The organism is Nannocystis pusilla, assembly GCF_026626665.1.
GTDB classification, from domain to species: domain Bacteria; phylum Myxococcota_A; class Polyangia; order Nannocystales; family Nannocystaceae; genus Nannocystis; species Nannocystis pusilla.
This window is the reverse complement of record NZ_JAPNKE010000002.1, coordinates 2717857-2731073: the sequence shown is the minus strand read 5'-3', so window position 1 is coordinate 2731073 and position 13217 is coordinate 2717857. Positions and strand designations below refer to the sequence as shown.

The following is a 13217-nucleotide window of genomic DNA, read 5'->3' as shown; positions in this document are numbered from 1 at the left end:
CCCGAGAGGCAGCTGTCGCCGAGCTGTCCCGCGGGACAGGTTCACACGCAGGCCGCCGCCGTCTTGAGCAGCTCGCTGTAGGCCTCGGCGTCGAGCAGGGTGGTGAACTCGCTGAGGTCGGGCGGGCGCACCGCGATCATCCAGCCCTCGCCGTAGCAGTCGTCGCTGATCGTCGCGGGCGCGAGGTCGAGGCCCTCGTGGACGCGGACCACCGCGCCGGACAGCGGCGTAAACAGCTCGATCTCTGCCTTGGCGCTCTCGAGCACCGCGAAGCACTGGCCGGGCGCGAGCTCGTCGCCGGGCTGGACGCGGAGGGCGAAGTCGGTGATCTCGCCGAGCTGGTCGAGCGCGCGAGCGCTGATCCCGACGAGCACGCTGTCGCCGTCGAGTTCGGCCCAGACGTGGTTACGGGCGTAGCGACGGGGGTGGATGGGGGGCATCGGGACCGCGTTTATCCCACGCGAGCGTGGCGCCAGCAACGTCCGGCCGAGCCCGGTGGACGTCCAGCGGCGCGCGGTCGTGGCGAGCTGCACCGCGATCCCGAGCAGGGCCAGCGCGGCCCACGCGACGACCTCGGGGATGGCATCGGGCAGGGCGCCGGTCCAGGGCAGGGCGGTGAGGTCGGTGAGCCAGCGGACGGGGCTCTCGGCCATCACCTCGGCGCTGCGCACCACCAGGGCCGCGCCCGTGATCGCGGTGGCGACGATCAGCACCACCCGCGTCACCACCACGCTGGCGCTGCCGGCCACGCACGCGAGCAGCAGCTGGACCTGCCACGAGACCCCGCCGACCACCGGCGCGACGGCCCAGGTCAGCAGCAACGCCGCGACCGCGCCGATCACGAACACGCCGATCCGGAAGTACGCCAGCACCGCCCCCAGGCCGAGCAGGCCGGCGCCGACCTGCATCAGGCTGGCCGTGAGGACCTGTCCCGGAAACCAGATCTCGGCCAGCGCGGACCCGGCGCCGACGCCGAACACCAGGCCGTAGATGCCGAGCACCAGCGGGAACAACCTGTAACCGGCGATGCAGTGCACGAGCCCCACCAGGAGCGCGACGACGGGGGGCAGACCGAGCGGCACGCGTGGACCCTAGCGACCGCGGCCGTACAGGGCAAAATAACGGCCGGCCGCGGCCGGCCGTCGTGGCTTGCGATCCTCGCCTGCGGTCCTCCCGGAGGCCGTCGTGCGGGCGGCGAGCCCATCCGTGACGGGCGCCCTCACGAAGAGAGGTCGCGGGGTCGTGACCGGCTCGTCACCCGCCTGACCGGCAGGGCCGTTCGCCCCGGCCTCCCCGTCAGGATGTTTCACCGTTCGCTGCGAGGACGGACACATCGGGGTTGACCCCCGTCGCCTGCGGTCGTGGTATGGCTGGACGACAGCGCCATGCGCTCCATCCTCCTGATCGCACTCCTGGCCGTGGCACCGCTCGCCTGCGGCGGCGAGGCCGGAGCCGGCGGTCCCGGGGTCCGGGCGGCCCCGGCAAGGGTCGCCGCGGCGGCGAGGCCGAGGCGCTCGCGGTCGCCGTCACCACGCTGTCGCCGGCGACCATCGAGCGTCACTACCGCGGCGCCGGCACCCTGCGGGCCCTGCGAGCCGCCGACCTCGTCGCGCTGCAGCCCGGCGTGGTGCTCGACCTGCGGGCCGAGGAGGGCGACAGCGTCGCCGAGGGGCAGCTGCTGGCCCGCCTCGACGGCCGCGCCTATCAGCTGCAGGCCGCGCGCGACAAGCTCAGCGCCCAGAACGCGGCCAAGGAGCTGCAGCGGCTCGAGCAGCTGAGCGGCCTCTTGTCGCGCGAGGAGCTCGACAAGCAGCGCTACGCCGCCGAGTCGGCGCTCGCCAGCGCCCAGGTGTCGCGCCACCAGGCCTCGCAGACGACCGTCTCGGCCCCGTTCGCCGGCACCATCACCCGCCGCCACATCGACGTCGGCAACCTCGCCACCACCTCCAGGTCGCTCTACACGATCGCCGATCTCAGCGCCCTCGACCTCGAGCTGCACGTGCCCGAGCGCGAGGCGAGCGCGGTCCAGGCCGGAGCGCCGGCGATCGTCGAGCTGCAGGACGGCACCCGTTTCGAGGCGAAGGTCGAGCGGCGCGCGCCGGTCGTCGACCCGCTGACCGGCACCGTGAAGTTCATCGTCCGCGCCCGCAACTTCCCCGCCGGCGCGGTGCCCGGGGCGTTCGCGCGCGCGACCCTGCGCGTGGCCATCCGCGAGTCGGCCCCCAGCGTGCCGCGCAGCGCGATCGTCGAGGTCGAGGGCAAGCCGCACGTGTACGTGGTCGAGGACGGGCGGGCCCGCCGACGTCCGGTCGAGCTCGGGCTCGTCGGCGAGGAGCGGGCGGAGATCCGCGGCGGCGTGGCCGAGGGCGCCCAGATCGTCGTCGACGCCGGCACCGGCATCGCCGAGGGCATGCCCGTGCGGGCCGTCGGCGAGGGCGCGGGCAAGGCCGGCGCGGGCAAGGCCGAGGGCGGCGCGGGCAAGGCCGAGGGCGGCGCGGGCAAGGCCGACAGCGCCGCGCCGGGCGGTGCCGCGGGTCAGCCGGCGCAGGCCGAGGCGGGCCAGGCCGCGGCCGCCGGTGTGTCCGCGGGGGCAGGTCCTTCAGGCCAGGTCCCCGAGGCCAGGTCCGAAGAGTCAGGCGCCAAGGGCCAGGTCCCCGAGGCCAGGGTGCAAGAGACAGGTCCGAAAGGGCAGGCAGCCGCAGCGGCGCCAGGGGCCGGTGACGGGCGAGGCGCGGCCGCGCGGCATGGTCGCGGGCGCGGTCGGGCGGCCGGTCACGACCACGATGGTGCTGGTCGCGCTGGTCGTGTTCGGCCTGGTGGCGCTGACCCGGCTGCCGCTGGCGCTGCTGCCCGACCTCAGCTACCCGAGCGTCACCGTCCGCACCGAGATGCCGGACGCGGCCCCGCAGGAGGTCGAGGAGCTGCTGACGCGGCCGGTCGAGGAGCTGGTCAGCGCGGTGCCCGGGGTGGTGCAGGTCGAGTCGGTCTCGCGCGAGGGCGTCAGCGAGGTCGTGCTCGACTTCGGCTGGGGCACCGACATGGACCGCGGCCTCGACGACGTGCGCGAGAAGCTCGACCGCGTAAACCTGCCGACAGGCGTGCAGCGGCCGGTGGTGCTGCGCTACGACCCGGCGCAGGAGCCGATCCTGCGCCTGGCGCTGGTCTCGAGCGACAACATGCGCCCGGCCGAGCTGTGGAGCTGGCCGACCGCCGGGTCAAGCGCGCGCTCGAGAAGATCCCAGGGGTCGCGGCGGTGCAGATCCACGGCGGCGACAAGGAGGAGATCCGCGTCGAGATGGACCCGCAGCGGCTGGCGGCCCTGCGCGTGACCGCCGACGATGTGGCCCAGGCGATCCGCCGCGACAACGTCAACCGCCCGGGCGGCGCGCTGTCGGAGCAGAAGAGCCGCTACCTGCTGCGCACGGTCCACGAGGCCCGCGCGCCGGCCGAGCTCGAGGAGGTCGTGGTCCGCAGCCGCGACGGCGCCGAGCTGCGCCTGCGCGACGTCGCCGACATCGCCCGCGTGCCGGTCGAGCGCGAGAGCTGGCGCTGGTGGCCGGCCGCGAGGCGGTCGAGCTGGCCGTCTACCGCGAGGGCGACGCCAACACCGTGGCGGTGTCGCAGGCGGTCCAGGGCGCGCTGCCCGAGCTGTCCCTCGGGTCAGGTCAAAAGGTGCTGGTGCTCAGCGACCAGGCCGCCTTCATCGAGTCGGCGATCGCCGAGGTCCAGAGCAACACCCTGCTCGGCGGGGCCCTGGCGGTGCTGGTCCTGCTGTTCTTCCTCCGCGACCTGCGGGCCACCCTGGTCATCGCCGCGGCCATCCCGATCTCGCTGCTGGTCACCTTCGTGCCGCTGCAGATGCTGGGCGTCAGCCTCAACCTGATGAGCCTCGGCGGCCTGGCGCTCGGCGTCGGCATGCTGGTCGACAACAGCATCGTCGTGCTCGAGTCGATCGCCCGCGTGCGCGAGCGCGACCCGCACGGCGCCGCCGGCAGCACGGCGATCCGCGGCGCCACCGAGGTCGCGGCGTCGGTGATCGCGTCCACGCTGACGACCGTGGCCGTGTTCCTGCCGATGGCCTTCGTCGAGGGCGTGGCCGGCCGCCTGATCCGCGACCTGGCCTACACGGTGTCGCTCAGCATCGTGTCGTCGATGTTCGTCAGCCTGACCCTGGTGCCGGTGCTGCAGAGCCTGGGCGGCGGGGCAGGGGACGACGCCGGCGAGCCGGCCCCGCGCTCGCTGCTGGCCTGGCTGCTGGCCCCGTTCGCGCTGGTGTTCCGCGGCCTGCGCTTTGCGACATGGGCGATCGGACATGTCCTCAAGGTCCTGACCGCGCCGCTGTCGGCCGCCTACGCGGCGATCGAGCGCGCCTACCCGGTGGCGCTGAAGGCGGCGCTGCGCTGGCGCTTCACCGTGGTGGCGCTGGCGGTGGCGCTGTGCGTGCTGGCGTTCCAGCAGCTGCAGAGCCTCGGCAGCACGCTGCTGCCGGAGATCCAGCAGGGCGAGTTCTTCGTCCAGATCTCGCTGCCGCAGGGCAGCTCGCTCGAACGCACGGCCGACGTGGCCCGCCGGGTCGCGGCCGCGGTCGAGCACGACGAGGCGGTCGCGCAGGTGTTCGCCCGCGTCGGCAGCATGACCGCCGGCGACAGCGCCACCGGCACGGTCTCAGGCACCCACCTGGCCCAGGTCAACGTGCGCCTGCACCCGGGCCTGCCGGCGCCGGAGGAGGCCGCGCTCGAGGAGGCGCTGATGCTGGCGATGGCCGGCGCCGCGGCCGACCCCGAGGCCACGCTGCGGCTCGGCCGACCGGCGCTGTTCTCGTTCGATGCCCCGATCGAGGTCCGGATCTTCAGCGAGGAGCCCGAGCGCGCGATCGCCCACGCGCTGGCGCTGCTGCCCGATCTGCGGGCCATCGAGGGCCTCGCAGACGTCGCCCCCGACGACCTCGCCGGCCGCCCCGAGGTCCGCGTCGACTTCGACCGCGAGCGCCTCAGCCGCCTGGGCCTCGGCGTCGACGCGGCCGCGCTCGCGGTCCAGCGCGCGGTCCAGGGCGAGATCGCGACCAAGATGCACGCGGCCGACCGCCAGCTCGACGTCCGCGTGCAGCTGCCGCAGGTCGACCGCACCCGCGCCGCCGATGTCGGCAAGATCGCGGTCGCCGTGATCGGCGACGTCCCGGTCACCGTGGCCGCGGTCGCCGACCTGATCGAAGGGACAGGCCCCGCGGAGATCCGGCACCTCGACGGGCGCCGCGGCCTGCGGATCCGCGCCCGCCTCACCGGTGAGGACCTCGGCACGGTGGCGGCCCGCGTCGAGGACGTCCTCGCCGAGCACGACCCCGGCGACGGCCGCGTCCAGGCCGAGCTCGGCGGCCAGGCCGAGTCGCTCGGTGGGTCGATGAAAAGCATGATGTTTGCGGCACTTATCGCCGTATTCCTCATCTACGTGGTGATGGCTTCGAGCTTCGAGAGCCTGCACCACCCGCTGCTGATCATGGGCACCGTCCCGCTGGCGGTGGTCGGGGTCGCCTGGGCCTGCGTGCTGACCGGCACCCCGATCTCGGCGATGGTCGGGATGGGGGCGATCATCCTCGGCGGCATCGTCGTGAACAACGCGATCGTCCTCGTCAACACCGTCAACTACCGCCGCGGCCAGGGCATGGCGGTCGGGCCGGCGCTGCTCGAGGCCGGCCGACTGCGGCTGCGGCCGATCATCATGACCACCGCGACGACCGTGCTCGGTCTGTTGCCGATGGCGGCCGGCGTCGGCGACGGGGCGGCCCTGCGCCAGCCGCTCGCGGTCACGGTCATCGGCGGCCTGACCGGGGCGACCCTGCTGACCCTGGTCGTGATCCCGTGCCTGTACAGCCTGCTGCCCGGCAAGCGCCAGGACGCCTGGGCCGACATGGCGGGGGAGGACTGACGTGAGCGCGGACCGGCGGCCTGGCTCCGAGGACATGTCCCCGAACGCAGGTCCGATCGGCCCTGGCGCGGAGGACATGTCCGCCAAGGCAGGCCCTCAGATCGCCGGCCGCGCCAGCCTCAGCGACCTCGCGCTCGACCGCCCGGTGATGATCGGGATGCTGCTGCTGGCGATCCTGGTCCTCGGCGCGATCGCCACCGCCCGCCTGCCGCTGGCCTTCCTGCCAGCCGGCGGCACCGCGCGCGTGTCGCTGCGCATCAACCTCCAGCGCACCAGCCCCGAGCTGGTCGAGCGCGAGATCATCCGCCCGGTCGAGGAGGCGATGGCCGGCCTGCGCGGGCTGCAGCGGATCCAGGTCGGCAGCGGCGGCTGGGGCGTGCGCGTCAACCTCGAGTTCGTCGCCGGCACCGACATCGCCGCCCGCAAGGCCGAGATCCGCGAGCGCTTCGACCGCATCCGCGGCACCCTGCCGGACGCGATCACGCGCGTCACCCTCGACTCGTGGGGCCGCTCCGACGACGCGGTGGTCAAGCTGCGCCTCGCCAGCGACAGCGACCTGACGCGCTCGTACGATCTGATCGAGCGCCACGTGGTGCGGCCGATCGAGCGCATTCCCGGCGTCTCGCGCGTCGAGCTCGAGGGCGTCGAGCCGCGCGAGCTCGAGGTGGCCCTCGACCTCGAGGCCCTGCGCCGCGCCGGCGTGTCCGCGCAGGCCGTCAGCACCGCCGTGCGCGAGGCCCGGCAAGGCCGCAGCCTCGGCGTCCTGCGCGAGGACGCGACCCAGCCCGGCGTGCGCGCCCCGCCGGTCGACGCCGACCCACAGGCGTTCGCGGCCCTGCCGGTGGCCCGTAGCCGCGGGGCAGGGGCCGCGGCTGCCAGCGCGACGACCACGGCGCCGCGCACCCCTAATTCTTCGACCGCGACCACGGCTGCCTCTTCGAGCATGTCCTCCGGGACAGCTGCAACCGCGGCCGCGCCGGCGGTCTCGGCCACCGCGTCGCTGGCGGCTCAGGGCCCGCAGGGCGTCGGCGCGCGCAGCAACACCGCCAGCGTCGGCCCGGGCGTCTACACCAGCACGCCGGTGGGGGCGGGCGTCGCCCCGGCCACCGCGTCCGCGGTCGGCCAGACTGGCGCGACCCCGCCGGCGCGCGTCGGCGAGGTCGCGCGGGTCGAGGTCCACCCGCGAGAGAACCGCAACTTCCGCAGCCTCGACGGCCGCCTGGGCGTCGATCTCTCGGTCTACGCCGACGCCGGGGCCAGCCCGGTCGACGTCGCCCGCGCGGTGAACGGCGTGGTCGAGGAGCTGCAGGCCAGCCCGCGGCTCGGCGGCATCTCGGCGGTCGTCTATCACGACCAGGGCAAGATCATCCTCAAGACGCTGGCCGACCTGCGCGACACCGGCATCTACGGCGGCGTGCTCGGCGTGGCCATGCTGTGGCTGTTCCTGCGCCGCTGGGGCGTCACGCTGGTGGCGGCCCTGTGCATCCCGCTGACGATCCTGGCCACCTGCGGGGTGCTCCTCATCCGCGGCGAGGAGCTCAACTGCATCGTCCTGCTCGGCCTCGTGCTCGGCGTCGGCATGCTGGTCGACAACGCGGTCGTCATCACCGAGGCGATCGAGCTGCAGGCCCAGCGCGGGCTGCCGGCTCGCGCGGCCGTGCGCGCCGGCGGGCGCGAGGTCGGCCTGGCCACGGTGGCCTCGACGCTGTCGAGCGTGATCGTGTTCCTGCCGCTGGTGTTCGGCGACCCGGCCAACCCGATGAGCGCGCTGCTGGCCCCGCTCGGCCTCACCTTCGCCATCGTCCTGCTGTGCAGCCTGTTCGTCAGCCAGACGCTGGTGCCGCTGGTGATGCCGACGATCTTGAAGCGCGGCGGGGTGGCCCAAGGGACAGGTCGCAGCGGCCGCATCCTCGGCCCGCTGACCGCCGCCTACGGGCGCCTGATCGCGCTCACCTTGCGGTTCCGCCGGACCGCGCTGGTGCTCGGCCTGGGCGTCGCCGCCAGCGCAGTGGTCCCGGCGCGGCTGCTCACCTTCAACCTGTCCGACCTCGACCCGAAGCCCGACTGGGTCGAGGTCAGCATGCAGTTCGTCGGCAGCCCCGGCTACAAGGAGATCGGCGAGCGCGTGCGCGTGGTCGAGGAGGCGATCCTGGCCAAGAAGGACGCGCTCGCGGTCACCCACGTGTCGTGCGCCTACTCCGACTTCTGGGCCCGCTGCGACGTCCACCCGATCGCCCGCGCCGACTCCGAGGCCGACGCCGAGGCGTTCACCAAGACGGTCAAGCAGGCGCTGCCCGAGCAGGCCGGCGTGCGCTACCTGGTCGGCGAGAACAACCGCGGGCAGATGCGCGGCAACCCGGACCGCCACGAGATCGAGCTGGCGATCAAGGGCGAGGACATGGGTGTCCTCATGGACCTGGCCGAAAAGGCAGCCACGCACCTGCGCGCGACCCTGCCGCGCGGCAGCGCCGACAACCCCGAGTCGGGCGGCGTCGACACCGTGACCGGCCCCTACGACGAGGGCTCGCGCGAGCTCCACGTCCGACTCGACGGCGCCCTGCTGCGCCGCTACGGCCTGCGCGCCGACGACGTCGCCCGCCTGATCCAGACCGCGTTCCAGGGCACGCCGCTCGGCCAGGTGCGCAGCCCCGAGGGCCAGATCGAGCTGCGCCTGTCGGCCGGCAACCGCACGGGCGGGGCGGGGGACGGGCCCACGCTCGAGGAGCTGCGCGACCTGCCGATCCCGCTGGCCGACGGCGGCGAGGTCACCGTCGGCGGCATCGCCGCGCTCGCGCCGACCCGCAGCCCGTTCTTCATCCAGCGCCTCGACCGCGAGACCCAGGTCAAGGTCAAGGCCCGCTTCTTCACCCCCGAGCCGGAGAAGAACCGCGAGCTCGTCAAGAAGGCGATGGAGAGCTTCGTGTTCCCGGCCGGCTACAGCAGCGGCGAGTGGTCGCGCTGGGGTCGCACGCAGCGCTCGAACGTCGAGGTCCTGATCGACCTCGGCCTGTGCCTGCTGCTCGTCTACGCGGTGATGGCCTCGCTGTTCGAGAGCTTCCTGCAGCCGTTCGCGATCCTCGCCACCTGCCTGCTCGGCTGCGTCGGCGCGCCGTGGCTGATGTGGTGGACCGGCACGACCGTCGACACGACGGCGATGATCGGCCTCTTTATCCTCATCGGCATCGCCGTGAACAACGGCATCATGCTGATCGACCGCGCGATCCAGCTGCGGGCCGCGGGCATGACCCGCGACGCGGCGCTCGCCGCGGCCGGAGCCGATCGCCTGCGCCCCATTTTGATGACGGCGGGCACGACGGTGCTCGGCCTGGTGCCGATGCTGATCCACCACCCCACGCTTGCAGGCGTCTACTATCACGCCATTGCGCTGATCCTCGTAGGCGGACTGGCATCGAGTACGGTGATGACGCTGGTCTTCCTGCCAGCCACCTACAGTTTGATCGACGACATGGCCCGCGCGGGCCGTTCGGTGTGGCGACGCGTCGCGCGGTGAGCGAACTCGAACTTGCGCGCCGTGTGACCGCCAACGTCCGTCGGCGCGCAGAAAGACCACCTGACCGGGGGTTCGCGGGGATAGTTGTCGAGGCCCATGTCTGCCTCCAGCCCTGACTCCTCGCCCGAGCTCGCGGCGCTCCTCGCCGAGAACGCCGCGCTGCGCGAGCGCAACGAGCTGCTCACGGCCGTCATCAGGAACTGCCCCGCGGTGATCTTCGTGAAGGACACCGAGGGTCGGCTGACCGTGTGCAACCAGACCTACGAGCGCCTGGCGGGCGCCCAGCCCGGCGGCCTGCTCGGCAAGACCGATCACGACATCTTCGGCCCCGAGGCCGGCGAGCAGAACCGTCGCAACGACCTGCGGGTGTGCGAGAGCGGCGCGCCGCAGGAGGTCGAGGAGCTCATCCCGCAGGCCGACGGCATGCACGTCTACCTGTCGGTCAAGTTCCCGATCTACGACGCGCGCGGCCAGCTCTACGGCCTCGGCGGCATCGCCACCGACATCAGCGAGCGGCGCCGGGCCGAGGAGGAGCGCAACGCCCTGCAGCAGCAGATCATCGAGGTCCAGCGCTCGGTCCTCGACGAGCTGTCGACCCCGATCGTCCCGATCGCCGACAACGTGATCGCGCTGCCGCTGATCGGCAGCATCGACCGCGAACGCGGCCGCGCGATCATGCAGGCGCTGCTCGACGGCGTGGCCGAGTACCGGGCCCGCGCGGCCATCCTCGACGTCACCGGCGTGCGCTCGGTCGACGCCCAGGTCGCCGCCGGCCTGCTGCAGTCGGTCCGCGCCGCCCGCCTGCTCGGCACCCGCGTGCTCGTCACCGGCATCCGCCCGGAGGTCGCGCAGGCGATGGTCGGCCTCGACGCCGACTGGAGCGGCGTCGCCATCTTCGCCACCATGCGCGAGGCCGTCACCGAGGTGCTCGGCCGCGGCGCGACGCGCCGCTGAGCGAGGTGTCCTCGCAGACATGTGCTCAAGGGCATGCTTTCAAAGCATGCCCTGAAGGACATGTTCCGGGAAGCATGTCCCAGAGGTCATGCGGGCTCGCGCCCGAGGCGACCCGCCGGATCGCCGCGGGCGCTCGGCCTCGGCGTGCGCGAGCTCGTCGACAGACCGGGTCGCGCCCGCCAGCCGCGGGATCTGTCCCATGGGCCAGGACCGCGACGCACCGGCGCGCGCCCGCTCACGAGCGCGCGCGCGAGCGGGTGAACAGCCCGCCGAGGCCGAGCAGCAGCGACAGGCTGGGTCGCGCCCGCCACTAGCGAGACCTGTCCCGTAGGCCAGGACCGCGACGCGCCGGCGCGCGCCCGCTCACGAGCGCGCGCGCGAGCGGGTGAACAGCCCGCCGAGGCCGAGCAGCAGCGACAGGCCGCCGACCGCGAGACCTGTCCCGTAGGCCAGGCGTGTGCGGATCTCCGTCGCCGCGATCTCTGGCCGCTCGACGCTGGCGGTGAGGCGCGTCTGCAGCTCGGGGTCCTCCGGCGCCAGTTCGGCGGCGGTGGCCAGCAGCATGCGCCGACCCTCCTCGGTGCCCGCGAGGTCGGCCTCGGCCAGGAGCGCCCGCACCCGCAGCGCGTCGGCGCGGCCGGGCTCGACGTCTTCCAGCAGGGCGGCGCTCTTGCGCCACAGGCGGGCCCCGAGCGCCAGATCGCCGGCGGCGGCCGCCTCGGCGGCGGCCTGCTCGTAGGTCGGCACCAGCTCGGCGCGCGCTGAGGCCGGGATCGTCGGCGAGCAGGCGGTCGAGGATCGCGATCGCGGCCGCGCGATCGGGCTCGCGCAGCGCCGCCGCGATCTCGGCCCGCTCGCGCTCGCGTCGACCGTCGTCGAGGCGCTCGAAGTACGACCGCGCCAGCCGCTCCGGCTGGGCCTCGCAGGCCTCGGCGAACACGCTGTCCTTCGGCGCCGAGCGGCAGTCGGGCTCGGCGAGCTCGGGGTGATTGGAGGCGATCCGGCTCATGATCGCGATCCGGGCCAGATCGCGGTAGGTGAGCTGGGCCGCCGACTCGCCGGTGCCGCCGCCGACGAAGCGCAGCAGCTTGCGTTCGGCCCGCGGCGCCGGCCCGGACACGTACGCCAAGAACGCCTGGCGCGCGGCCTCGCGGACCGGCGGGATCGCGGCGTCGACGAAGTCGAGCAGCGGCCCGGCCGCGTCGCCCGAGCGGACCATGCCGTAGGCCGCGAGCAGCTCGGCGAGCCGCGCCGGATCGTCGCTGACCGCCTGCAGCGCCTTGCGCGGGTGGGCCCGGTCCATGCGATCGATCTGGTAGCCGGCGTACTCCGCGGTGCGGTAAGCGACCGAGTCCTTGACCACCTGCGCCTCGCCCTCGTCGGCGGGCAGGGGCGGACGGACCGAGCGCCGCAGCAGGCCGGGCAGGGCCGGATCGCCGAGGCGGCGGATCGCCCGCCCGACCTCGTCGCGGAACGTGCTCTCGTGCAGGTACGCGGCCGCCAGCAGCACCTCGACGACCTCGTCGGTGCGCGCCGGCTCGGCGCCGATCGACGACGCCGCGCGCAGCAGCGCCGCCTGGATCACGCAGTCGCGGTAGATCGGCCGCAGCACCTTCGACACCTGGCGCGACGGCAGGGCCAGCAGGTCGGTGAACCAGTCCTCCGACAGCTTGACCCCGTGGTGGCCGTGGGCCTTCTTCCACGCCAGCTCGAAGTGCCCGTAGCGGTTCGGCACGTCGCCGCCGATCACCGAGAGCATCGCCTTGTAGTCGGCCTTGCGGGCGGTCCGCGGCGCCAGCAGCTCGGCCCGCACGGCCGGCCACAGCGACGCCGGCGCGGCCGCCAGCGCGCGCCAGCGGCCCGAGGTCGCGGTGCGGCCCGTCGCGCAGCGCCGCGATCACCCGCGCGAGCTCGTCGGCGGTGGTCGGCGGCGCGACCGGCTGGCCCTCGATACCTGGCGCATCGACCCTGTCGGAAAGTTCCTGTTCCTCGGGACCTGCCCCATCGGACTCGCGCGGCGGCGCGGCCTTCTGCGCTTGGGCGCGCGGGCCAGCTCGGGCTCGTCGACGGGCAGCTCCGCGACGGCGGCGTCGAGCTCGCCGTCGGCGAGGGCCGCGGCCTGGGCGAACCACAGCTCGAAGCGGTCGGCCCAGGCCTGGGCCTGCAGCGTGTCGGCCGACGAGCGGGTCAGGACCTCGACCTGCGGCTCACCGGCGCAGGCGGCGACCAGGGTCGAAAGGAGCAGGGCGCGCCGTGGCATGCGGGCTGGGTACCAAGGGCAGGGAGATCCCCGATCTGTCACGCTGCCTGCCCACGGCTCAGTGCAGCCGGTCCTCGGGGACAGGCGCGCCGATCTCGGGGACGAAGCGGAGGAAGCGCAGCCCGGCGCCGGTCAGCGCGCGCAGGCCGTCGGTCCCGGCGTATTGGAGGTAGTAGTGGTTCTGGATGCGCGCGATCGCGCAGATCGCGGCCTCGTCGCCCGGCATCTGGAAGCGGATGATCACCTTCGTCCGCAGCGGCAGCGGCTCCGGCATCTCGATGAACATGCCGGTCTCGGAGATGTTGCGGGCGACGCACCACTGCTCCCCGACCTCCTCCGAAAAGACGAGCACTGGGAAGACCTTGTCGATCCGCGACGAGCCACGGCGTTCCTGGGCGACACGCATGGTCGGAGGATCGCCGGGTCGGTGCATGAACACAAATATCCTACATGTGCGCCGGGGTGTGTCAAGAACTACGGCGTGTCAGTGTGTTTTCTGCGCGCGTGCGCGAGGTCTGCCCGCCGGTCGCGCCGCGCGCTTGCGTCGGCTGTCGCCATCCCCCATAAAGC

7 protein-coding genes and 3 pseudogenes are annotated in these 13217 nt (G+C 73.7%); 6 read left to right on the top strand and 4 right to left on the bottom strand.

Annotation, left to right across the window (positions count from 1 at the left end):
* Positions 1-41: 41 nt before the first annotated feature.
* Positions 42-1082 (bottom strand): TM7S3/TM198-like domain-containing protein, encoded by a 1041-nt coding sequence (locus OV079_RS11885; protein ID WP_267768334.1) that lies wholly within the window; start codon positions 1080-1082, stop codon positions 42-44.
* Positions 1083-1366: 284 nt separating this feature from the next.
* On the opposite strand from OV079_RS11885, the pseudogene OV079_RS57740 reads away from it, so the two are divergent.
* From OV079_RS57740 to OV079_RS11865, 6 genes and pseudogenes are all read left to right on the top strand, one after another.
* Positions 1367-2413: pseudogene (locus tag OV079_RS57740) on the top strand (efflux RND transporter periplasmic adaptor subunit); the annotation flags it as partial.
* Positions 2414-2744: 331 nt separating this feature from the next.
* Positions 2745-3119: pseudogene (locus OV079_RS57735) on the top strand (efflux RND transporter permease subunit); the annotation flags it as partial.
* Positions 3120-3193: 74 nt separating this feature from the next.
* Positions 3194-3508, top strand: a pseudogene (locus OV079_RS57730) (efflux RND transporter permease subunit); the annotation flags it as partial.
* A gap of 44 nt (positions 3509-3552) precedes the next feature.
* A complete protein-coding gene (locus OV079_RS11875) occupies positions 3553-5922 on the top strand; it encodes an efflux RND transporter permease subunit (protein ID WP_267768333.1) in 2370 nt (789 codons plus the stop codon).
* Between the two features lie 76 nt (positions 5923-5998).
* Positions 5999-9433, top strand: a complete 3435-nt coding sequence (locus OV079_RS11870) for an efflux RND transporter permease subunit (protein ID WP_267768331.1) — start codon at positions 5999-6001, stop codon at positions 9431-9433.
* Between the two features lie 96 nt (positions 9434-9529).
* Positions 9530-10387 (top strand): PAS domain-containing protein, encoded by an 858-nt coding sequence (locus OV079_RS11865; protein WP_267768330.1) that lies wholly within the window; start codon positions 9530-9532, stop codon positions 10385-10387.
* Positions 10388-10697: 310 nt separating this feature from the next.
* Here the strand turns inward: OV079_RS11865 and OV079_RS11860 are convergent, their stop codons facing one another.
* The 3 genes from OV079_RS11860 to OV079_RS11850 all read right to left on the bottom strand — a co-directional run bounded on the left by OV079_RS11860 (position 10698) and on the right by OV079_RS11850 (position 13053).
* The gene (locus tag OV079_RS11860; protein ID WP_267768328.1) at positions 10698-12200 is read right to left on the bottom strand and encodes a hypothetical protein; all 1503 of its coding nucleotides are present in this window, start codon (positions 12198-12200) and stop codon (positions 10698-10700) included.
* 84 nt (positions 12201-12284) lie between these two features.
* The gene (locus tag OV079_RS11855) at positions 12285-12647 is read right to left on the bottom strand and encodes a hypothetical protein (protein ID WP_267768326.1); all 363 of its coding nucleotides are present in this window, start codon (positions 12645-12647) and stop codon (positions 12285-12287) included.
* A 58-nt stretch (positions 12648-12705) separates the two neighbouring features.
* Positions 12706-13053 (bottom strand): PilZ domain-containing protein, encoded by a 348-nt coding sequence (locus OV079_RS11850; RefSeq protein ID WP_267707539.1) that lies wholly within the window; start codon positions 13051-13053, stop codon positions 12706-12708.
* Positions 13054-13217 lie beyond the last annotated feature (164 nt).

Bases quoted from the DNA above. Each gene is read 5' to 3' on its own strand.
- OV079_RS11870 (WP_267768331.1), top strand. From the start codon at position 5,999: ATGTCCGCCAAGGCAGGCCCTCAGATCGCCGGCCGCGCCAGCCTCAGC.
- OV079_RS11865 (WP_267768330.1), top strand. From the start codon at position 9,530: ATGTCTGCCTCCAGCCCTGACTCCTCGCCCGAGCTCGCGGCGCTCCTC.
- OV079_RS11855 (WP_267768326.1), bottom strand. From the start codon at position 12,647: ATGCCACGGCGCGCCCTGCTCCTTTCGACCCTGGTCGCCGCCTGCGCC.
- OV079_RS11850 (WP_267707539.1), bottom strand. From the start codon at position 13,053: ATGCGTGTCGCCCAGGAACGCCGTGGCTCGTCGCGGATCGACAAGGTC.